The sequence below is a fragment of the Ramlibacter sp. AN1133 genome (assembly GCF_037890035.1).
Lineage (GTDB): Bacteria > Pseudomonadota > Gammaproteobacteria > Burkholderiales > Burkholderiaceae_C > Ramlibacter.
This window is the reverse complement of sequence record NZ_JBBKTQ010000003.1, coordinates 315,251-334,912: the sequence shown is the minus strand read 5'-3', so window position 1 is coordinate 334,912 and position 19,662 is coordinate 315,251. Positions and strand designations below refer to the sequence as shown.

The 19,662-nt window shown below is 69.9% G+C and carries 21 protein-coding genes; 7 read left to right on the top strand and 14 right to left on the bottom strand.

The genetic code is table 11. The features are described 5' to 3' along the window. Nucleotides 1-60: 60 nt before the first annotated feature. A complete protein-coding gene (locus WG923_RS06205) occupies nt 61-1,293 on the bottom strand; it encodes an MFS transporter (RefSeq protein ID WP_340350061.1) in 1,233 nt (410 codons plus the stop codon). 83 nt (nt 1,294-1,376) lie between these two features. Between WG923_RS06205 and WG923_RS06200 the strand changes: the two genes are divergently transcribed. After that, nucleotides 1,377-2,036, top strand: coding sequence for a peroxiredoxin (locus WG923_RS06200; RefSeq protein ID WP_340350060.1), 660 nt, complete (start codon nt 1,377-1,379; stop codon nt 2,034-2,036). A 14-nt stretch (nt 2,037-2,050) separates the two neighbouring features. Here the strand turns inward: WG923_RS06200 and WG923_RS06195 are convergent, their stop codons facing one another. Further along, entirely contained in the window at nt 2,051-4,966 is a 2,916-nt protein-coding gene (locus tag WG923_RS06195; protein ID WP_340350059.1) for a calcium-binding protein, read from the bottom strand. A gap of 187 nt (nt 4,967-5,153) precedes the next feature. Between WG923_RS06195 and WG923_RS06190 the strand changes: the two genes are divergently transcribed. Continuing rightward, a complete protein-coding gene (locus WG923_RS06190) occupies nt 5,154-5,654 on the top strand; it encodes an NUDIX domain-containing protein (RefSeq protein WP_340350058.1) in 501 nt (166 codons plus the stop codon). Between the two features lie 28 nt (nt 5,655-5,682). Here the strand turns inward: WG923_RS06190 and WG923_RS06185 are convergent, their stop codons facing one another. Then, the gene (locus WG923_RS06185) at nt 5,683-6,111 is read right to left on the bottom strand and encodes a hypothetical protein (RefSeq protein WP_340350057.1); all 429 of its coding nucleotides are present in this window, start codon (nt 6,109-6,111) and stop codon (nt 5,683-5,685) included. Nucleotides 6,112-6,384: 273 nt separating this feature from the next. On the opposite strand from WG923_RS06185, the gene WG923_RS06180 reads away from it, so the two are divergent. Next, complete coding sequence (locus WG923_RS06180) at nt 6,385-7,161, top strand: SDR family oxidoreductase (RefSeq protein ID WP_340350056.1); 777 nt, start codon at nt 6,385-6,387, stop codon at nt 7,159-7,161. Here the strand turns inward: WG923_RS06180 and WG923_RS06175 are convergent. Then, on the bottom strand, nt 7,158-7,295 hold the full coding sequence (locus WG923_RS06175) for a DUF3096 domain-containing protein (protein WP_340350055.1): 138 nt from the start codon (nt 7,293-7,295) through the stop codon (nt 7,158-7,160). The genes WG923_RS06180 and WG923_RS06175 overlap by 4 nt on opposite strands. 114 nt (nt 7,296-7,409) lie before the next feature. Here WG923_RS06175 and WG923_RS06170 point away from each other — a divergent pair, with 114 nt between their 5' ends. After that, nucleotides 7,410-7,607 carry a DUF3079 domain-containing protein gene (locus WG923_RS06170; protein WP_340350054.1) on the top strand — a complete coding sequence of 66 codons (198 nt, stop codon included), beginning with the start codon at nt 7,410-7,412 and terminating at the stop codon, nt 7,605-7,607. Nucleotides 7,608-7,634: 27 nt separating this feature from the next. Here the strand turns inward: WG923_RS06170 and WG923_RS06165 are convergent, their stop codons facing one another. The 4 genes from WG923_RS06165 to clpB all read right to left on the bottom strand — a co-directional run bounded on the left by WG923_RS06165 (nt 7,635) and on the right by clpB (nt 12,274). Then, entirely contained in the window at nt 7,635-8,363 is a 729-nt protein-coding gene (locus WG923_RS06165) for a hypothetical protein (protein WP_340350053.1), read from the bottom strand. 86 nt (nt 8,364-8,449) lie between these two features. After that, entirely contained in the window at nt 8,450-9,079 is a 630-nt protein-coding gene (locus WG923_RS06160; protein WP_340350090.1) for a response regulator transcription factor, read from the bottom strand. A 212-nt stretch (nt 9,080-9,291) separates the two neighbouring features. Then, complete coding sequence (locus WG923_RS06155; RefSeq protein ID WP_340350052.1) at nt 9,292-9,591, bottom strand: hypothetical protein; 300 nt, start codon at nt 9,589-9,591, stop codon at nt 9,292-9,294. A gap of 58 nt (nt 9,592-9,649) precedes the next feature. Then, complete coding sequence (gene clpB / locus WG923_RS06150; protein ID WP_340350051.1) at nt 9,650-12,274, bottom strand: ATP-dependent chaperone ClpB; 2,625 nt, start codon at nt 12,272-12,274, stop codon at nt 9,650-9,652. 99 nt (nt 12,275-12,373) lie between these two features. Between clpB and WG923_RS06145 the strand changes: the two genes are divergently transcribed. Then, entirely contained in the window at nt 12,374-12,946 is a 573-nt protein-coding gene (locus WG923_RS06145) for a hypothetical protein (RefSeq protein WP_340350050.1), read from the top strand. A 145-nt stretch (nt 12,947-13,091) separates the two neighbouring features. Here the strand turns inward: WG923_RS06145 and WG923_RS06140 are convergent, their stop codons facing one another. Both WG923_RS06140 and WG923_RS06135 read right to left on the bottom strand, forming a co-directional pair. After that, nucleotides 13,092-14,321 carry a flavin-dependent oxidoreductase gene (locus WG923_RS06140; protein ID WP_340350089.1) on the bottom strand — a complete coding sequence of 410 codons (1,230 nt, stop codon included), beginning with the start codon at nt 14,319-14,321 and terminating at the stop codon, nt 13,092-13,094. Continuing rightward, nucleotides 14,321-15,301: a Bug family tripartite tricarboxylate transporter substrate binding protein gene (locus WG923_RS06135; protein ID WP_340350049.1), complete on the bottom strand. Its 981-nt coding sequence runs from the start codon at nt 15,299-15,301 to the stop codon at nt 14,321-14,323. The genes WG923_RS06140 and WG923_RS06135 overlap by 1 nt, the downstream gene beginning before the upstream one ends. Nucleotides 15,302-15,395: 94 nt before the next feature. Here WG923_RS06135 and WG923_RS06130 point away from each other — a divergent pair, with 94 nt between their 5' ends. Both WG923_RS06130 and WG923_RS06125 read left to right on the top strand, forming a co-directional pair. Further along, nucleotides 15,396-15,899 (top strand): MarR family winged helix-turn-helix transcriptional regulator, encoded by a 504-nt coding sequence (locus tag WG923_RS06130; RefSeq protein WP_340350048.1) that lies wholly within the window; start codon nt 15,396-15,398, stop codon nt 15,897-15,899. Between the two features lie 23 nt (nt 15,900-15,922). Further along, nucleotides 15,923-16,918 (top strand): Bug family tripartite tricarboxylate transporter substrate binding protein, encoded by a 996-nt coding sequence (locus WG923_RS06125; protein WP_340350047.1) that lies wholly within the window; start codon nt 15,923-15,925, stop codon nt 16,916-16,918. 138 nt (nt 16,919-17,056) lie between these two features. Here the strand turns inward: WG923_RS06125 and WG923_RS06120 are convergent, their stop codons facing one another. The 4 genes from WG923_RS06120 to mobB are packed head-to-tail and all read right to left on the bottom strand — an operon-like array spanning nt 17,057 to nt 19,621. Beyond that, complete coding sequence (locus WG923_RS06120; RefSeq protein WP_340350046.1) at nt 17,057-17,530, bottom strand: molybdenum cofactor biosynthesis protein MoaE; 474 nt, start codon at nt 17,528-17,530, stop codon at nt 17,057-17,059. 8 nt (nt 17,531-17,538) lie between these two features. Next, on the bottom strand, nt 17,539-17,790 hold the full coding sequence (moaD, locus tag WG923_RS06115) for a molybdopterin converting factor subunit 1 (RefSeq protein ID WP_340350045.1): 252 nt from the start codon (nt 17,788-17,790) through the stop codon (nt 17,539-17,541). Then, entirely contained in the window at nt 17,787-19,091 is a 1,305-nt protein-coding gene (locus tag WG923_RS06110) for a molybdopterin molybdotransferase MoeA (protein ID WP_340350044.1), read from the bottom strand. The genes moaD and WG923_RS06110 overlap by 4 nt, the downstream gene beginning before the upstream one ends. Next, nucleotides 19,088-19,621 carry a molybdopterin-guanine dinucleotide biosynthesis protein B gene (gene mobB / locus WG923_RS06105; RefSeq protein WP_340350043.1) on the bottom strand — a complete coding sequence of 178 codons (534 nt, stop codon included), beginning with the start codon at nt 19,619-19,621 and terminating at the stop codon, nt 19,088-19,090. The genes WG923_RS06110 and mobB overlap by 4 nt, the downstream gene beginning before the upstream one ends. Nucleotides 19,622-19,662: the final 41 nt, after the last annotated feature.

The window sequence follows — 19,662 nt, the reverse complement described above, 5'->3', positions numbered from 1 at the left end:
CTAGGATAACTCGGCCATGTAACAGCGTCGCCCGGGGCAACCCCCGGCGACTGATGTGGATCAGGCGGCGAGCGCCACCGCGCCCCGGCGCACGCGCCGCACGCTGACGGCGCTGGCGATCATCAGCACCTGCAGCAGGGCGAGCACCAGCCAGACGCTCACGAAGGCCCGGCGGTCGATCAGCGACGCGAACACCAGCGGCGCGATGGCCTGGCCGACGTCGAGCCCGGAGTAGACGATGCCGAACACCCGGCCGCTGGCGTTCTCGGGCGTGGAGCGCTTGACCAGCAGGTCGCGCGAGGGGCCCGAGATGCCGGTGGCGAAGCCCATGGCGCCGAACAGCACCGGCACCGCCGCGGCCGGCACGGCGAGCGTTCCGACCGCCAGCGCGACCAGGGCCGCCGCGCCGCAACCGGCGGCCACCACGCGCTCGCAGCGGGCCGGATCGGAGGCGAGGAAGCCGCCGAGGAACACGCCGCCCGCGCTGCACACCATGTAGGTCGTCACGCAAGCGGCCGCGAGCGCCAGCGGGATGTCGTGCAGGTGGCGCGCCGCTTCCGGCGCGTAAGCCTGCACGCCCGTCAGCACGCCGGCGTAGACGAAGAAGAAGCTGAAGCACATCCAGACCGCCGGGATGCGCAGGAAGCCGAAGCTGCCCTCCGCCCTGGCGCCCGCGGCAGGCCGCGGCGCGGGCGGCAGCTCCAGCACCTCGCGGTTGAGCCACAGCACCAGCAGCACGCCCAGCGCCACGCAAGCGCCGGCGGCCAGCGCCACGCGCCAGTGGAAGGCCATCGCCAGCGGCACGACGACCGCGGGCGCGAGTGCCCAGCCCAGGCTGCCGGTGATGCCGTGCACGCTGTACGCATGCCCGAGCCGCGGCGGGCTCACCCGGCGATTGATCAGGGTGTAGTCGGCCGGGTGGAACACGCCGTTGCCCATGCCGGCCAGCACCACGCAGGCGGCCATGCAGGCGTAGTTGGGCGAGGCCGCGAAGCCGAAGGCGCCGAGCGCCACCAGCCCCAGGCCGCCGAACAGGATGGGCCGCGGCCCGTAGCGGTCGACCAGGAAACCGGAGGCCGCCTGCACGCCGCAGGAGACGCAGAAGAAGATCGTCATCAGGAAGGCGAGCTCGGTGTAGCTGACCGCGAACGCATCCTTGAGCCACGGGAACAGCGGCGGCAGCAGCAGTTGGCTGAAGTGGCTCACCATGTGCGCCAGGCCCACCAGGCCGATCACGCCGGCGTCGCGGGACAGGGGACGTGCGGGTGCGGCGGGCGCGGCGGACGTGCTCATGCCGCGAATGGTAGCGGTTGTCGTCCGGTTGACACTCGCGCGCGGCGCGGCGCATCATTTCCAGCCCCTGTGGAGGAACGACCATGTCACTGCGCATCAACGACATCGCCCCCGATTTCCGCGCCGAGACGACGCAAGGGCCCATCCAGTTCCACCAGTGGATCGGCGACAGCTGGGCGATCCTGTTCTCGCATCCGAAGGACTTCACCCCCGTGTGCACGACCGAGCTGGGATACCTGGCCCGCATCGAGCCCGAATTCCGCAAGAGGAACGTGAAGCTGGTCGGCCTGAGCGTCGACCCGGTGGACAGCCACAGCCGCTGGCTGGGCGACATCGAGGAGACGCAGGGCGCCAAGGTGAACTACCCGATCATCGGCGACGCCGACCTGCAGGTCTCCAAGCTGTACAACATGCTGCCCGCGGAGGAGCCCGGCACGTCCGAGGGCCGCACCGCGGCGACCAACCAGACGGTGCGTTCCGTCTTCGTCATCGGCCCGGACAAGAAGGTCAAGCTGATGATGACCTACCCCATGACGACGGGCCGCAACTTCGACGAGATCCTGCGCGCCATCGACTCGATGCAGCTCACCTCGAAGTTCCGCGTGGCCACGCCCGCCAACTGGAAGCAGGGCGAGGACGTGATCATCGCCGGCTCGGTGAGCGACGAGGAGGCGAAGAAGCTGTACCCGCAGGGGTGGAAGGCGATCAGGCCCTACCTGCGCGTCGTGCCGCAGCCGAAGTAGGCACGCCGGGCCCGTCAGCCCAGCCCCTGTTCCGCCATGGCGGCGGTCCAGGCCGTGCCATCGGCAAAGCCGATCAGCTCGATCTTGTTGAACGGCGTGCCGTCGAACCAGTCCTGCACGGTCACCTGGGGCGCCTCGGAGCCTTCCTGCACCGACAGCACGAGGTCGTTGCCCACCCGCAGGCGCAGCACCATGTCGGGCGTGATGCCCTCGCCGAAGAACAGCTTGTCCTGGAAGGTCTCGTCGGTGGGGTTGAACAGGAAGTAGTCGGTCGTGCCGGGCTGCGTGCGGACGTCGTCGACGATCCGGTCGTTGCCTTCGGCGAGGTTGTAGTAGTAGGTGTCGCCGCGATAGCTGCCCACCAGCGTGTCGTTGCCGGCCCCGCCGGCAAGGTGCACGTCCCAGACGCCGCCGTCGTTGCGGGCCTCCAGCCTGTCCCACCCGGCCCCGCCTTCCAGACGCGCGCCTGCCGCTGTGGCGACCAACGTGTCGTTATATTGCGAGCCCGTCACCGTCCCCGAGCCGGTGGCGAAGATGCCGTTGCTCCATTGCTCCGCCTGGAAGTCCATGTCCGAGGCGAGCCAGGCGCTGCCGTCGGCGAACTCGAAGCGCTCGATCTTGCGCAGGAAGGTGTCGTCGGCGAACCAGTTCCGGATCCGGATCGAGCCGTCCTCGACGCCCTCGTTGCGCGCGTTGGCGATGTACAGGACCATGTCCGAGCCCTCGCGCCAGGGACGGACGTCGAAGCGGGAGATGCCCGCCCCGAACACGACCTTGTCCTGGTAGCTCTGCGCATTCGGGTTCGCCATGAAGAAATCGGCTACGCCTTGCCCGAGCACGCTCACGTCGTCGACGACGGTGTCGTGACCGTCGCCGGGGTCGTACAGGTAGGTGTCACCGCCGTAGCTGCCGGCCAGCGTGTCGTCGCCGCGGCCGCCGGCGAGGCTGAGGGCGAAGATGCCGCCGTCGACCGTCGCCTGCAGCAGGTCGTTGCCCGCGCCGCCTTCCAGCCGGGTGCCGTATCCGGTCGCCGTGAGGGTGTCGTCGTACTGCGATCCCTCGACCGCGCCGGAGCCGCCCGCCACGCGACCGGAACTCGGCTGGCCCAGCATGCGATCCATGTCCGAGGCGAGCCACGCCGTCCCGTCGGCGAACTCGACGCCCTCGATCTTGCGGAACATGCCCTGGCCGTACCAGCCCTGGACCGTGATGGAGCCCTGGTCGCCGCGCACGTGGATCACCATGTCGTCGAACCTGCGCTCGAGGGTGATGTCGGAGGGGGCGATGCCCGCTTCGAACACCAGCTTGTCCTGGTAGGTGTCGGTGCCGGGATGCGCCTCGAAGAAGGCCGCCACGTCCGGACCCATGTCGCGAACGTCGTCGGAGATGCGGTCGTGGCCGTCGCCGGCGGCGAAACGGTAGACATCGCGCGCATAGCTGCCGTACAGCACGTCGTCGCCCCCGCCGCCGACGAATGTGAGGTCGAAAACGCCGCCGTCCACGGCCGCCTCCAGCGTGTCGTTGCCGGCGCCGCCTTCCAGCCGCGCGCCGTAGCCGGTGGCGGCCAGGCTGTCGTCGTACTGCGAGCCCGAGAGAGTGCCCGCACCGATGACCTCGACGCCGAAGCTCAACACCCCGAGACGGTGGTCGACGTCCGAGGCGAGCCAGCTCGTATCGGCAAAGTCGATGTGTTCGATCTTGGTGAAGATCGAGGAGAACCAGCCGCCGACCGTCACCGAACCGCCGTCGCGCACGTGCAGCACGAGATCCTGCCCGACCTGCTCGGGCGTCACGTCCGCCGATGCGATGCCGCCGCCGAACACCAGACGGTCCTGGTAGGACTCGGCGTCCGGATGCGCCTGGAAGTACAGCACGACGCCCCCGCCCAGGTCGCCCACGCTGTCGTGGATGACGTCCTGTCCGTCGCCCGGCGCGTACAGGTAGGTGTCGCCGCCGTAGCTGCCATGCAGGACATCGTTGCCCGCGCCGCCGTCCAGCACTAGGCCGAACACGCTGCCGTCCAGCCGGGCGCCGAGGTGGTCGTCGCCGAGGCCGCCGCGCAGCACGGTCCCATGGTCGAGGGCCGTGAGCGTGTCGTCGTACTGCGAGCCGGTCACCGTGCCCGCGCCCATCCACTGCATTCCCGGGCTCGCCTGCCCCAGCTGGCGATCGATGTCGCCGGCCAGCCAGGTCGTTCCGTCGCTGAAGACGAAGCTCTCGATCTTGTCGAACATCGTGCCGTCGTACCACCCCACGATGCGCAGGCCGTCGGTGCCGCCGGCGATGTCCAGCAACAGGTCGTCGCCGGCGCGCTGCGCCGAGACATCCTGCGGGGTGAGGCCGGCGCCGAATTCGACGCGGTCCTGGTAGCTCGCGGCGAACGGGAGGGCAGCGAAGAAGTCCGCGGCCGACGTCCCGCCGCGGCGGACGTCGTCGCGGATCTCGTCGTGGCCGTCGCCGCGGTCGAAGCGGTACACGTCGCCGGCATAGCTGCCGAACAGGCGGTCGTCGCCCGCGCCGCCGTGGAAGGAGATGCCGAAGATGCTGCCATCGAGCAGGACGCCGAGGTCGTCATCGCCGGCCTGGCCATCGAGGACCGTCCCGAACGCGGTGGCGTAGAGCCGGTCCGCGAGGTCGGTGCCTTGCAGCAGTCCCGAGCCCTGCGCGTTGGAACCCTCGGGAAGGAAGGCACTGCCGCTTGCAGCGGAATCCCCGTCGCCTATCGCCTCCAGCTGGTCGCGGTACACGCTGACGGTGCGCTCCGCGCCGACGAAGCGGATCTCCTGGTACGCCCAGTCCGCCGCGAAGAAATCGAAGTACTGCACCACGACGATGCTGTCGGCCGTGGCATAGGTCAGGCGCAGCATGTTTCCCTCGCGCGTGAAGGCAACGCTGGCCAGGTCCGCGCCGATCGTTTGCGGAAAGCTCATGGAACTCTTCTCCCTTTCCGCCCTCCCGAGGCGGTACTGCGTCGGCGCATGCTAGGTGCCGCCGGCGCGCCGCGCGTTCCGTCGCACCGCCACGCGTTGTAGGCCGAAGCCCCTGCCAGGAGTTTCTTCTTAACCCGATCGAGGGAGCCGCCCTCGCCTCGCCCGCGCAGGCTCTACACTCGCGCGGATGGCCACCATCCGAAGCGCCGGCCTGCTGATGTTCCGACGCCGCGCCAGCGCGGTGGAGGTGCTGCTCGCGCACCCGGGCGGGCCGTTCTGGGTGCGCCGCGACGAGGCCTCCTGGACCCTGCCCAAGGGGGAGATCGGCCCGGACGAGGATCCGCTGGCCGCCGCGCGGCGCGAGTTCCTGGAGGAAACGGGCTTCGCGAGCACGCCGCCCTTCCTGCCGCTCGGCGAGCTGCGCCAGAAGAGCGGCAAGCGCATCACGGCCTGGGCCTTCGAAGGCGATGCGGATCCCGCCCTCCTGGTGAGCAACCTGTTCGAGATGGAGTGGCCGCCGCGCTCCGGCCGGATGCAGTCCTTTCCGGAAGTCGACCGCGTGCGCTGGTTCGACCCCGACGAGGCCCGGCACAAGCTCATCGCGGGGCAGGCCCCCTTCGTCGACACCCTGCTGCGCACGCTGGGCGTGGAACGCGGCGCCGGCGAGCTGCCCGCGGCGCCGGCCTGAGCAGGCTCAGGCGCCGGGGGGCCGGGACTCAGGCCGCCGCGAAGGCCGGCTCGCGCGCGGCCACGGCATGGGCCGCGACCAGGTCCGAGTCCACCAGCGCGTCGTCCTCTTCCTCCTCGACGATGGGCTGCTGCCGGCTGGCATGGTCCCACGCGGCGCGCATGGCCTGCATCGCCTCGTCCAGGCTCAGGCGCGAATCGCCCTTGATGCGGAGCCAGTTGGCGCACAGGGACTTGTCGGCGTCGTCGAAGCGGCCGCCGTACTGGGCGAAGCCGATGTAGCCCACGCAATAAGCCGGCGCGTAGTCGTCGTAGCAGCAATCGGCGCGGTAGTACGGCTCGGCCCAGTAGGCCTGCTGCCAGTACGCGTCCTCGCGGTCGGGATCGACGCGGCCGTCGATGCGAATCGCCGGCTCGTCTGCTTGTTCTTTCCAGTCGTCCTGAATGATGGCGGTCATGGCCCTCTCCGTGGTTTGTGCTGCTGGAAGGAATGATCGCGAAGGGGCCTGCCCGGCAGCGTAGGACAGGCGCTTCGCGCTGCTGTCGGAACGCGTACCCGCATGGTGCAGGCCGCGCCCCCGGCGCCCCGCGCGACGGCAGCCCTCGCGCTGAGGCTGCGCGCGCCGCAAGGCCAGTCGCGGGCTGGCCGCGGAACAGGTGGAACCGTGTCGCTTGCGCGCTTTGCACGCGCCGCGCCAGCGCCGATACTCGTCGGCTCATCGGAGGCACGCATGGAAATCAGGGACAAGGTGGTGGTGGTCACGGGCGGCGCCAGCGGGATCGGTGCCGGGCTGGCGGAGCGCTTCGCGCGCGAGGGCGCCCGCGGCGTCGTGGTGGCCGACGTGAACCTCGAACGGGCGCAGGGGGTGGCGCGCGGCATCGGCGCGGCGGCGGTGGCGGCGCGCTGCGACGTGAGCCGCGAGGCCGAGATCCAGGAACTGGTGCGCTTCACGCGCGAGCGCTTCGGCCGCGTCGACGTCTACTGCTCCAACGCCGGCATCCTGGGGCGCATCGGCGGCATCGAGCTGGAAGACGCGCTGTGGGAGAAGATGTGGCAGGTGCACGGCATGGCGCACGTGTGGGCCGCGCGCGCCGTGGTCCCGGAGATGGTCGAGCGCGGCGAAGGCTATTTCCTGGTCACCGCATCGGCGGCCGGGCTCCTGAACATCGTCGAGACGCCGGCCTATGGCGTGACCAAGCACGCCGCGGTGGCCGTCGCCGAGTGGCTGCGCATCGCCTACGGCCGCAAGGGCGTGCGCGTGTCGTGCCTGTGCCCGCAGTCCGTGCAGACGGACATGACGCGCGACGGCACCGGCTCCGCGGCCGTCAACGGCGTGCTCACGCCGGAGCAGGTGGCGGACGTCGTGGTGCAGACGATGCGCGACGAGCGCTTCCTCGCCCTGCCCCACCCGGAAGTCGCGAAGTACTTCCTGGCCAAGGCGCAGGACTACGACCGCTGGCTGGGCGGCATGCAGAAGCTGTACGCCCAGCACATGGAACGGTCCTAGCGTCCGAGCAGGCCAGCGAGACCGGTGACGATCAGGTACAGCGCGATGATGTAGTTCAGCAGCTTGGGCATCACCAGGATCAGGATGCCGGCGATCAGCGCTGCCACGGGGCCGAGGTGTTGGATGTATTGCATCTGGGGGCTCCACGGAGGGGGGAGCCGCAGTATCCGCCGGCCCGCCGCGGCCGTGGGCCGGCCGGCTTGACTCAACGCAAGCCCCTACCGGCAGCGGGTTCCCAGAATCGGCCCATGGCGAAGATATTCCCGATCCGGCCCGCGCACCCGGAGCGCACCTGCTGGGGCTGCGATCGTTATTGCGCGGCCGACCAGATGATCTGCGGCAACGGCACCGAGCGCACCCAGCACCCCATCGAGACCTTCGGCGAAGGCTGGGAGCACGAGGGCCTCGACCCCCTGCGCCCCCTCGACGAAGCGAAGGTGGCCTGAGTCCTCAGGCGAAGGTGGCCTGAGCCCTCAGGCGACGGCCCACTCGGGCCGCTCGTCGCGCTCGCTGTCGATCACCACCAGGTAGCGGCCGGCGAAGGGCAACGCCTCGCCGGTGGGCGTCACGCCCTCCTTGCGGCCGTCGTCGAGCACTCCGAACTGGTCCAGGAAGGCGACCAGCCCCGGCGGCAGCAGGATGCAGCCGTCGGATTGAACCTGCCCCAGCAGCGCGCCGGTGCGCCCGGTGGCGGCACGCGCCTGCAGCCGCAGGTCGGCGAAGCCGCGCGCGCTGGTGCGCGTGCGCTGGCGGCCGAAGTCGTACACCCGCGAGGTGAGCCGGCGGCCGTATTCGACCTGCGCCTGCGCGAACACGCCCTGCGGCGTCTGCACGCAGCCGGCCTGCTCCGGATTGCCGGTGGAAGCGGGCGAAGCGCCGATCAGTTCGTAGCGCCCGGGCAGCAGCCGCCAGAACAGGAAGGCCGTCTGCACCGCGGGGCAGGCGTCGACCACCAGCATGTACTGCGGGCCGGTCAGCGGCTCGCGAAAGCCGGCCAGTTCGTTCTCCGCCAGGCCGCCGTAGATCAGCACCTCGTTGGCGGGGACCTTCAGCTGCCGGTCCACCAGCGCCGTGTAGCGGCGGGCCAGGTCGCGCGGCGTGCACACGCCCTCGGCCAGCGCGCCCAGCGGCGCGAGCGCCGCGGTGGCGCAGAGCAGGAGGCTGCGCCTGCGGATGCCGGGGGAGGAAGGACGCTGCGACATGCGGTCCATTCTGTGGACCGCGCCCCGGTGCCGTCTTGCGCTGCATCAATCCTGACCTTGCGCTGCATCAAGGACGGCGCGCGCCGCTAATCGAGCAGGCGATGCTTGAGCGCGTAGTAGGTCAGGTCGCTGTTCGAGCGCGCTTCGAGCTTGCGCATCAGGCGCGCGCGGTAGGTGCTGACCGTCTTCGCGCTGAGCGACAGGTCCGCCGCCACCTGCCCCGCGCTGCAGCCCTGCGCCAGCTTCAGGAACACCTGCAGTTCGCGCGCCGACAGCTGTTCGTGCAGGCCGCCCGGCGAAGGCGTGATGACCTGCGTGGCGAGCAGTTCCGCCACCGCCGGCGTGATGTAGCGCGAGCCCTGCGAGACGCGGCGGATCGCGGAGACGATCTCGGCCGGCTCGCAGGCCTTGTTCAGGTAGCCGCTGGCGCCGTTGCGGATCAGGGGCACGGCGTACTGGTGCTCGGGATAGCCGGAGAGGATCAGCACCGCGACGTGCTCCGCCTTCGCCCGGATCATGGTCAGCGCGTCGATGCCGCTCTGCCCCGGCATGTCCAGGTCCAGCAGCAGGACGTCCACGGCCTGCGTGCGCACGAGGTCGATCGCCTCGCGCCCCGAGCAGGCCTCGGCCACCACGCGGATGCCCTCCTGCTCGTCGAGGTAGCAGCGCAGCGCGCTGCGGGTGATGGGATGGTCGTCGGCGATGCCGACGCGCACCGTGCGCACGACCAGCGGCACCGTGGCCGGAGCCCCGGTGTGCCCTGGTTCGCCGAAGCGGTGCTGCTTCACGCGTGCTGCCTCCCGGGCCTGCTGGCCCATGAGGCAATTAGGTTACCGCGGCCGTGGCGGTCAAGTAGTCATGTTCCTACCGAAATGTAGGCCTTCTTTGGATTCCTGACCCTGCCCGCTGCAGGGGAAGGGCGCGACGGCTATTTCGGATCGACGTCGGTCACATCCGCCAGCCGCGCGCGCGGGCCGGCCGCCGCGTCGGAACGCGGCGTGCGGCTGGCGGGGCGGGCCGGGGCGCGGCGCATCATTTCCTCGAAGGCGCCGCGCGGGCCCATGCGCATCACGAAAGGCGTGACGGGCCGGCCGGTGAGCCTGGCCCAGGCGGCGCGCAGCAGCCAGAACGCCAGCAGCACCGTCAGCACCACCGCGATCGAGGCGGCGGCGACGAGGCCGGCGCCGAGGATGACGATGCGAACGAGGAGGCCGAACAGGAATTGCACGGGGAGATTCTGCCGCAGGACGGGCAGGGCCTGCACGAGGCCCTGCGCCGACCCATGCTCAGGCCGCCTGTGCCTGCCGCGGCGCAGCCGGCGTTTCGCCGAAGTGGAACACGCCCGGTTCGCGCACCGGGTCCACCTCCACCGGGATGGTGGACTTGGGCGGGAAGCGCCCTTCCAGGATCAGCTTGGACAGCGGGTTCTCGATGCGCTGCTGGATCGCCCGCTTGAGGGGCCGGGCCCCGAACACGGGGTCGAAGCCCACCTTGGCGAGTTCCTCCAGCGCCGCCGGCGAAACCTGCAGGTGCAGGTCCATCTTCGCCAGGCGCTGTTCCAGCACGCGCAGCTGGATCCTCGCGATCCGGCCGATGTGCTCGGCGCTCAGGGCATGGAACACCACCGTCTCGTCGATGCGGTTCAGGAACTCGGGGCGGAAGTGGTTCTTCAGCTCGTCCCACACCGCTTCCTTCACCTCCTCGTACGGCTTGCCCACCATGTGCTGGATCATGTGCGAGCCGATGTTGGAGGTCATCACGATCACCGTGTTCTTGAAGTCCACGGTGCGGCCCTGTCCATCCGTGAGGCGCCCGTCGTCGAGCACCTGCAGCAGCACGTTGAACACGTCGTGGTGCGCCTTCTCGATCTCGTCGAACAGGATCACGCTGTACGGCTTGCGGCGCACCGCTTCGGTCAGGTAGCCGCCCTCCTCGTAGCCGACGTAGCCGGGCGGCGCGCCGATCAGGCGGGCCACGGAGTGCTTCTCCATGAACTCGCTCATGTCGATGCGGATCAGGTGCTCCTCGCTGTCGAACAGGAAGTACGCCAGCGCCTTGCACAGCTCGGTCTTGCCCACGCCCGTCGGGCCGAGGAACAGGAAGGAGCCGGTGGGCCGGTTGGGGTCCGACAGGCCCGAGCGCGAACGCCGGATGGCATTGGCCACCGCGCCGATCGCCTCGTCCTGGCCGACCACGCGCTCGTGCAGCTTGCCTTCCATCAGCAGCAGCTTCTCGCGCTCGCCCTGCATCAGTTTCGACACCGGGATGCCGGTGGCGCGCGCGACGACTTCGGCGATCTCCTCCGCGCCCACCTGGGTACGCAGGAGCTTGGGCTTGCCGCTCTTGCTCTTGGAGGTCTCCGCGGCCTGCGCTTCCTTGAGCTGCTTTTCCAGCGCCGGCAGCTTGCCGTACTGCAGTTCCGCGACCTTGTTGAAGTCGCCCTTGCGGGTGAACTCCTCGATCTGGAACTTCAGCTTGTCGATCTCCTCGCGGACATCCGCGCTGCCCTGCGCGCCGGCCTTCTCGGCCTTCCAGACTTCCTCGAGATCCGAGATTTCCTTGCCCAGGCGCGCGATCTCTTCCTCGATCAGCGCGAAGCGCTTCTGCGAGGCCTCGTCCTTTTCCTTGCGCACGGCCTCGCGCTCGATCTGCAGCTGGATCATGCGGCGGTCCAGCCGGTCGATCGCTTCCGGCTTGGAGTCGATCTCGATCTTGATCTTGGAGGCGGCCTCGTCGATCAGGTCGATGGCCTTGTCCGGCAGGAAGCGGTCGGTGATGTAGCGGTGCGAGAGTTCCGCCGCGGCCACGATCGCCGGGTCGGTGATGTCCACCTTGTGGTGCAGCTCGTACTTCTCCTGCAGGCCGCGCAGGATGGCGATGGTGGCCTCCACGGTCGGCTCGCCCACCAGGATCTTCTGGAAGCGGCGCTCCAGCGCGGCGTCCTTCTCGATGTACTTGCGGTATTCGTCCAGCGTGGTGGCGCCCACGCAGTGCAGCTCGCCGCGCGCGAGCGCCGGCTTGAGCATGTTGCCGGCGTCCATGGCGCCTTCGGCCTTGCCGGCGCCCACCATGGTGTGCAGTTCGTCGATGAAGACGATGGTCTGGCCCTCGTCCTTGGCCAGTTCCTGCAGCACGTTCTTCAGGCGTTCCTCGAACTCGCCGCGGTACTTGGCACCGGCGAGCAGCGCCGCCATGTCGAGCGACAGCACGCGCTTGTTCTTCAGCGTCTCCGGCACTTCGCCGGCCACGATGCGCTGCGCCAGGCCTTCGACGATGGCCGTCTTGCCGACGCCGGGCTCGCCGATCAGCACCGGGTTGTTCTTGGTGCGCCGCTGCAGCACCTGGATCGCGCGGCGGATTTCCTCGTCGCGCCCGATCACCGGGTCGAGCTTGCCCATGCGGGCGCGCTCGGTGAGGTCGAGGGTGTACTTCTTCAGCGCCTCGCGCTGGCCTTCGGATTCGGCGGAATTCACGTTCTGTCCTCCCCGCACCGCCTCCACCGCGGCTTCCAGCGACTTGCGCACGAGCCCGTTCTCGCGCGCGATGCGGCCGATGTCCTGCTTGGTCTCGGCCACGGCCAGCAGGAAGTTCTCGCTGGCGATGAACTGGTCGTTGCGCTTGAGGGCCTCCTTCTCGGCGCCCTGCAGCAGCACCGCGAGGTCGCGGCCGACCTGGATCTGCTCCTGGCCCTGCACCTGCGGCAGCTTGTGCATCGCGCCCTCGGCGCCCGCGAGCAGGCCCGGCACGTTGACGCCGGCGCGCTGCAGCAGCGAGCGCGGCCCGTCCTCCTGCCGCAGCATCGCCACGAGCAGGTGGGCCGGCTCGATGTAGGAATGGTCGTTGGCCAGCGCGAGGCTTTGCGCGTCCGCGAGGGCTTCCTGGAATTTGGTCGTGAGTTTGTCGAGTCGCATTGAAATGCTCCGTTACACGCCAGATAAGCTTGACCGGGGTCTTTTCAAGTGCGGACTCTAGGCCTCTGTGCGCCCGACAGGGTGACTAGAATCAACTTCATGCAGATCCACCAGATGTCGGTCACCTACCTGCCGGAGCAGGACCGCATCCTCATGCGCGTCAACACCACCGAGGGCGAGGAGATGCGCATGTGGCTCACCCGCCGGCTGATGGTGGGCCTGTGGCCGCTGCTGTCGAAGCTGCTCACCGAGCACCTCCTGAAGCTGGAGTCCGCCGGGGCTTCACTTGCGGGCGCGAATCCGGAACTCAAGAAGATGCTGGCGGAGTTCAGGAAGGAAGAGTTCCTGCAGCACGCCGACTTCGACACGCCCTACCAGGAAGGGCAGCCGCGCCATCCCCTCGGCGAGGAGCCGCTGCTGGTGACCGACGTCGATGCCACGCCGCTGGCCAACGGGCCGCTGCGCCTGAACTTCAACGAGCGCCCGCCCAATGGCGCGAGCAAGCCGCGCAGCTTCCAGATGGAGATGCAGCCCAAGCTGATGCAGGGCCTGATGCACCTGCTGGACCAGGCGCTGCTGCAGTCGCAGTGGCGCGAGGCGTTCCATCCCGTGGTGGCGGCGGAGCCGCCGGCGGACGACGGCGACGGGACGCGGCCGCGGTACTTGAACTAGCAGGACCTGAACCAGCCGGGCGGCCGAATTCGCAGGCTGGCGGTGACGCGCGAAGCGCCGGAACCCCAGCGCTTGCGCGCACCGCTGGGGTTTCGCTGTCGCTCCACCGCCAGCCTACGGGAGACCGCCGGCCCGCTGACGCGCCCTACTCGTTCTTGTCCAGCGCGAAGCCGGCGACGCGCTTGTAATCGTCCGAGATCCGCCTGAATTCCTGCACCGAGATCAGGTCGTCGATCTTCCCCGGGAACGGCTTGCCGCCACTGAGTTCGTCGGCCTTCATGATGATGAAGTCCGGCGGCACCGTGCGGTTGGTCTCCACCACCTTCGCCGTGGCCGGCAGGCGCACCGCCTCGTAGTCCCGCAGCAGCGCCACCGGGTTCCCGCCGCGGGCCAGCAGGTCCGCCAGGGTGCGCGCATCGATCAGCGCCTGCGCGCTGCCGTTGGAGCCGCGCGGGTACATGGGGTGCGCCGCGTCGCCCAGCAGCGTCACGCGGTTGAAGCTCCAGCGCGGCACCGGGTCCTTGTCGACCATCGGGTACTCGAGGATCTCGCGCGCATGCAGCAGCAGGCCGGGCACGTCGAGCCAGTCGAAGTTCCAGTCCTGGAAGAAGGGCAGGAAGTCCTCGAAGCGGCCCGGCCGGTTCCAGTCGTTCATGCCCATCTCGGCCTGGCGGATCTCCGCCACCCAGTTGACCAGCTGGCTGCCGTGCCCGTCGATGTTGTCGACGATCGGGTAGATCACCAGCTTGCCGGTGTCGATGGAGCCGATGCGCAGGTAGCTCTTGCCGGTGAGGATCGGCTTGTGCACCGTGACGCCGCGCCAGGTATTGATCCCGGCGAAGGCCACCTTCTCCTCGGGGTAGAACTGGCGCCGCACGGCGGAATTGACGCCGTCGCAGGCGATCACGACGTCCGCCTGCACCGCCGGCTGCGGGTTGCCGCGCACGCCCTGGAAGGACAGCGTGACCTGCTGCGCGTCCTGCTGCACGCCCGTGCAGCGGTGGTCCAGGTGGATGCGCGCGTCGCCCAGGCGTTCGCGCGCGGCCTGGTACATCACGCCGTGCAGCTTGCCGCGGTGCATCCCCAGCTCGGGCACGGAGTAGCCGGCATGGCGGCCGCGCGGCTCGCGGTAGATGAACTGGCCCCAGCGGTTGAAGAACACGCTTTCCAGGTTCTCGATGCCCAGCGGCTCCAGCTTGCCCTGCAGGCCCAGCGCCGCGAGCTCGCGCATCGCGTGCGGCAGCAGCGTGATCCCGACACCGAGTTCCTTCACCTCCGGCGCGGCCTCGTACACGTCGCATGCGACGCCGCGCTGCTGCAGGCCGAGCGCGAGCGCGAGGCCGCCGATGCCGCCCCCGACGATCGCGATGCGCATCATTCGGCCTTGATGTGCGCCGTGTTCACCACGCCGGCCCAGCGGTCGGCATCGCGCACCACCAGGCGGCGGAATTCCTCGGGCGAACTCCACGCCGGGTCCATGCCCTGCGTCTGGAAGCTCGTGCGGACCTCGGGCGTGGCCAGGATGTCCTTCAGCTCGCGATTGAGCTTCGCGACCTGATCGGCCGGCGTGCCGGGCGGCGCGAAGATGCCGTACCACATGTCGACGTTGACGTTGCCGGCCTTCGCCTCGGCGAGCGTCGGCACGTCGGGCAGCAGGGGATGGCGCCGCTCGCTGCCGATGCCCAGCGCGACCAGCTTGCCGGACTTCACGTGCGGCAGCGCCACGTGGATCGGCAGGAACATCGCGTCCACCTGCCCGCCCAGCAGGTCCGTCACCGCCTGCGAGGTGCCGCGGTAGGGGATGTGCGTGAGGAACACGCCGGCGGTCTGCTTGAACAGCTCCATCGACATGTGGTGGGGCGTGCCCACGCCGGGGCTGGCGTAGTTCAGGCGGCCGGGACGCGACCTGGCGGCGGCGACCAGGTCGCGTGCGGTGTGGAAGCCGGTGGACGGCGGCGTCACGAGGATCAGCTGGCCCCAGCTGGTGAGGGACACGGGCACGAGGTCCTTCACCGGATCGAACGGCAGGTGCGTGTAGAGGCTGCGGTTCATCACCAGCGTGTTCACGCTCACCAGCAGCGTGTTGCCGTCCGCCGGCGCGCGCACCACGGCCTCGGTGCCGATGTTGCCGGAGGCGCCGGTGCGGTTCTCCACCACGACCGGGCGGCCCAGCCGCTGCGACAGGCGCGGCCCGACCGTGCGGGCGACGATGTCGATGCCGGTGCCGGCGGTGAACGGGACGATCAGCTTGAGCGGCACGCCGGTCGAGGCGGCGGGGGACTGCGGCGCCTGGGCGAACGCCTGCACGCCCGCGAGGGCGACAGCGGCCAGGACTGTTCGGAAAAGGGTCTTCATTGCGTTTCGGGCTTGCAAGTTGGCATGCTAACGATTATCGGTGGCGTTCCCGGACCGTCACAATCGTCGCATACCCGAGAAGGTGAAACAAGCAGTGTCCTCCCCGTCCAAGACCCCGCCGCCACTGGCCCGGCTGTACGCGCGCCCCGGCTTCCTGCTGCGACGCGCGCACCAGATCTCCGCCGCCGTGTTCGAGGATGCCTGCCGCGGCCTGGAGCTCACCCCGGCGCAGTTCGGCGTGCTGACGGTGCTGCAGGCGCACCCCGGGCTCGGGCAGTCCAGCCTCGCCCGGGCCCTGGGTTTCGACAAGGTCACGGTGCTGCGGGTGCTGCGCGGCCTGCAGGCGCGCGGGCTGGTGAGCCGCGTGCCGGCCGAGGACAACCGCCGCAACGTGTCGGTCACGCTCACCCACGACGGCGCCGAGCTCCTGCAGCGGGCGCAGAAGCCGGCGGAGAAGGCCTATCGCCGCCTGATGGCGCCCCTGAACCGCGAGCAGCAGGAGCAGTTGCTCGAACTGCTGCAGTTGCTCACGGGCGAACTGGAGGACGAGGCCCGCGCCGCCTTCGTGCCGCCGCCAGCCCCGCGTCAGGCCGCGTAAGCGCGACCGTTTATCCTTGGCGGATGATCCCGCCGACGCCCCGCCCGACGCCCCGCTTTTCCTCCGTGCGCCGCCTCCTGCTGGCCGGCCTGTTCACCCTCGCGACCGGCGCCGTGCAGGCGCAGGGCCCCAGCTCCGTGCGCATCCTGGTGGGGTTTCCGCCCGGCGGCGGCACCGATGCCATCGCGCGCGCGCTGGCCGAGAAGCTGAAGGACCAGCTCGGCGTGCCGGTGGTGGTGGACAACCGCGCCGGCGCCGGCGGCCAGATCGCCGCCCAGGCGCTCAAGGCCGCGCCGCCGGACGGCAGCACCTTCTTCCTGAGCCACGACCACTCGATCTCCATCCTGCCGCTGGTCACGAAGAATGCGGGCTTCGATCCGGCGGTCGATTTCGTGCCCGTCGCGGGCTTCGCCACCTTCGCGAACGCCCTGGCCCTGTCCGGCGGGACGCCGGCGAAGTCGCTGCCCGAGTACGTGCGCTTCGTGCAGCAGCAGGGCGGCAAGGACAGCATCGGCATCCCCGCGCCGTCCTCGATCCCCGAGTTCCTGGTCGGCATGGTCGGCAGCAGGTACAAGCTGGACCTGCAGGCCGCGCCCTACCGCGGCAGCGCGCCGATGATGGCCGACATGCTGGGCAACCAGATCAGGGCCGGCGTGGCCTCGATCCCCGACTTCATCGAGAACCACAAGGCGGGCAAGCTGCGCATCGTGGCGGTGATCGGCGACAAGCGCCAGGCGATCCTGCCGGACGTGCCGACCTTCAAGGAACTGGGCATCGCCGGCCTGGAGGAACTGCCCTACTACGGCCTGTTCGCGCCCGCCGGCACGCCGCACGAGGTGCTCGACCGCTTCAACCTGGCCCTGGCCAAGGTCCTCTCCATGCCCGACGTGCGCGAGCACCTCGCCGCGATGGGCCTGACGGTGGGCTACCAGCCGCAGGCCCTCTTCGCCAACCGCGTGAAGGGCTACACGCAGACGTGGGAGAAGATCATCAAGGCGAGCGGGTTCCAGGCGAAGTAGGAACGCCGGACAGCCGGACAGCCGGACGCAGAGGACGCAAAGGGTACGCAGAGAGCGCAAAAGGACATCCATCTGAAGATGTCTTCTTTCTGCGTCCTCTGCGTACCCTTTGCGTCCTCTGCGTCCGGCAATCTGTCTTCAGGTATTCCTGCTCGCGATGCCCCAGCGCTCGAGCGCGGCATCGTCGGCCACCCGCGCGTCGACCCAGCGTTCGCCTTCGGCGGTGGTTTCCTTCTTCCAGAAGGGCGCCTGCGTCTTGAGGTAGTCCATCAGGAATTCGCAGGCCTGGAAGCTCTGGCCGCGGTGCGCCGAGGTGACCACGACCAGCACGATCTGGTCCTGCACCTGCAACGGGCCCACGCGGTGGATCACGCGCGCGGCGCGGATGTCGAAGCGGCGGAAGGCCTCGTCGATCATCTGCTCGATCGCCTTCTCCGTCATGCCCGGATAGTGCTCCAGCTCCATCGCGCTGACGCTCGCGCCTTCGCTGCGGTCCCGCACCGTGCCGATGAAGCTGCAGACGGCCCCCACGCCGCGGTCGTCGCGGCGCAGCGACGCGATCTCGGCGGCGACGTCGAAGTCCCCGGTCTGGATGGAAACGCGTGCCGCCATCGCCGGCCTCAGCCGCCCGTCACGGGGGGGAAGAACGCGACCTCGCTGCCCTCGCGCAGGACGGCGGCGTCGTCGCTCATCACCTGGTCCAGCGCCATGCGCACCGCCTTGCCGCGCGCCAGCACGGACGCATAGGGCTCGCCGCGGGCAACCAGTTCGTCGCGCAGCGCGCCCAGGGTCTCGCTGCGCGTCTGCACCGACTCGCTGCCCTGCCCCACGGCTTCGCGGATCGAGGCGAAATACTTGATGCGCAGGTTCATGCCAGCAGCTCCGCCAGCGGCAGGAAGCGCACCGGGTCGCCCTTCGCGATGGTCGTGCCGGCCGGCACGTCGATCAGGCCGTCCGCCCACACCGTGGAGGTCAGCACGCCGGAGCTCTGGTTGGCGAACAGCTCCAGCCGGCCCTGCGCATTGCGCCGCGCGCGCAGGAACTCGCGGCGCTTGTCCGGCCGCGGCCAGTCGAAATGCGCCGGCAGCTGCACGGCGACGGGCGTGACCTGCGTCGCGCCCTGCAGCTTCAGCAGGAAGGGGCGCACCAGCAGCAGGAAGGTGACGAAACTCGAGACCGGGTTGCCCGGCAGGCCGATGAAGTGACAGAAGCCCTCCCCCGCCTGGCGGGGGAGGGTCGGGGAGGGGGTGCCAACATCCTGCGCATCGCGACGGGACGATTGCACGGCAATCGTCCCGTACGCGAACGGCTTGCCCGGCTTCATCGCGATCTGCCACAGGTCCAGCGAGCCGAGCTGCTGCACGGCGGGCTTGATGTGGTCCTCCTCGCCGACGGACACGCCGCCGCTGGTGAGGATCACGTCGTTGTCGCGCGAGGCCTCGCGCAGCGCCTGCAGGGTCGCCTCGCGCTGGTCCGGCACGATGCCCAGGTCGCGCACCTCGCAGCCCAGGCGCAGCAGCAGGCTGCGCAGGAAGAAGCGGTTGGAGTTGTAGATGGCCCCGGGCTTCATCGCCTCGGGCGCGACCTGCCCCGGCATCACCAGCTCGTCGCCGGTGGAGAACAGCGCCACGCGTGGTCGCCGCGCGACCTGCAGGCGCTCGCGCCCGATGCTCGCGGCCAGGCCCTGGGCGGCGGGGCCCAGGCGCTCGCCGCGCGCCAGCACGGTGCTGCCGCGGGTGATGTCCTCGCCGCTGCGGCGGATCCACTGGCCGGCATCGGGCACGCGCAGGATGCGCACGCGGCCGTCCTCCAGCGCCTGCGTGTCTTCCTGCATCACGATCGCATCCGCGCCTTCGGGCACCGGTGCGCCGGTGAAGATGCGCGCGATCGTCCCGGGCTGCAGCGGCTGCGGGGCGGCGCCGGCGGGGATGCGCTGGCTGACCGGCAGCGGCACGCCCTCGTCGGCGATCTCGCCGCGGCGCACGGCATAGCCGTCCATGGAGCTGTTGTCCTGCGGCGGCACCTGCAGCGCCGAGACCAGGTCCTCGGCGAGCACGCGGCCGTCGGCGTCGAAGGTCGCGACGGTTTCGCTGCCGGCGAGCGGCTGCGCCTGCGCCAGCAGGGCGGCCAGCGCGTCATCCAGGGGGCGCAGCGCAGGACGGGGTGCATTCACGCGTATCGCTCCGGGTCGTAGTCGAACCTGTCGCCATTGTCGACCAGCCACTGCGCGACCGCATCAGGGTCATTCAGGTCCAGCACCGGCCGCAGGGTCGCCTGCGGCAGCTGCTGCGGTGAATCGGTGGCGATCGCCACGATGAAGTCGTCGTCCGGGTAGCGTGCCGGCTTGCCGGCATCGGCGCGCCAGACCTCGATCTTGAGCAGGTTGCTTTCCTTGAAGCCCTCCACCACCACCCAGTCGACGCCGTCCCACAGCTCGGCGAGCAGCTGGTGCACCGTGAGCCGGGCGGGCTGTTCGAACTCGCGCATCAGCGCCAGCCGCAGGTCCGAGGCGACCACCACCTCGAAGGCGCCCGCTTCGCGGTGCCGGTAGGTGTCCTTGCCCGGGTGGTCGATGTCGAAGTTGTGGTGGGCGTGCTTCACCACGGACACGCGCAGCCCGCGCAGCTTGAGCGCCGGGATGAGCTGCTCCACGAGGTGGGTCTTGCCCGCGCCGGAATAGCCGGCGAAGCCGATGACCTTCATGCCGGCCCTCCGCGAAGCGAAGAGCCAGGGAACCGGTAGGA

Coding starts and splice junctions, on each gene's coding strand:
- WG923_RS06205 (WP_340350061.1), bottom strand. CDS start 1,293: ATGAGCACGTCCGCCGCGCCCGCCGCACCCGCACGTCCCCTGTCCCGC.
- WG923_RS06200 (WP_340350060.1), top strand. CDS start 1,377: ATGTCACTGCGCATCAACGACATCGCCCCCGATTTCCGCGCCGAGACG.
- WG923_RS06195 (WP_340350059.1), bottom strand. CDS start 4,966: ATGAGCTTTCCGCAAACGATCGGCGCGGACCTGGCCAGCGTTGCCTTC.
- WG923_RS06190 (WP_340350058.1), top strand. CDS start 5,154: ATGGCCACCATCCGAAGCGCCGGCCTGCTGATGTTCCGACGCCGCGCC.
- WG923_RS06185 (WP_340350057.1), bottom strand. CDS start 6,111: ATGACCGCCATCATTCAGGACGACTGGAAAGAACAAGCAGACGAGCCG.
- WG923_RS06180 (WP_340350056.1), top strand. CDS start 6,385: ATGGAAATCAGGGACAAGGTGGTGGTGGTCACGGGCGGCGCCAGCGGG.
- WG923_RS06175 (WP_340350055.1), bottom strand. CDS start 7,295: ATGCAATACATCCAACACCTCGGCCCCGTGGCAGCGCTGATCGCCGGC.
- WG923_RS06170 (WP_340350054.1), top strand. CDS start 7,410: ATGGCGAAGATATTCCCGATCCGGCCCGCGCACCCGGAGCGCACCTGC.
- WG923_RS06165 (WP_340350053.1), bottom strand. CDS start 8,363: ATGTCGCAGCGTCCTTCCTCCCCCGGCATCCGCAGGCGCAGCCTCCTG.
- clpB (WP_340350051.1), bottom strand. CDS start 12,274: ATGCGACTCGACAAACTCACGACCAAATTCCAGGAAGCCCTCGCGGAC.
- WG923_RS06145 (WP_340350050.1), top strand. CDS start 12,374: ATGCAGATCCACCAGATGTCGGTCACCTACCTGCCGGAGCAGGACCGC.
- WG923_RS06140 (WP_340350089.1), bottom strand. CDS start 14,321: ATGCGCATCGCGATCGTCGGGGGCGGCATCGGCGGCCTCGCGCTCGCG.
- WG923_RS06135 (WP_340350049.1), bottom strand. CDS start 15,301: ATGAAGACCCTTTTCCGAACAGTCCTGGCCGCTGTCGCCCTCGCGGGC.
- WG923_RS06125 (WP_340350047.1), top strand. CDS start 15,923: ATGATCCCGCCGACGCCCCGCCCGACGCCCCGCTTTTCCTCCGTGCGC.
- WG923_RS06120 (WP_340350046.1), bottom strand. CDS start 17,530: ATGGCGGCACGCGTTTCCATCCAGACCGGGGACTTCGACGTCGCCGCC.
- moaD (WP_340350045.1), bottom strand. CDS start 17,790: ATGAACCTGCGCATCAAGTATTTCGCCTCGATCCGCGAAGCCGTGGGG.
- mobB (WP_340350043.1), bottom strand. CDS start 19,621: ATGAAGGTCATCGGCTTCGCCGGCTATTCCGGCGCGGGCAAGACCCAC.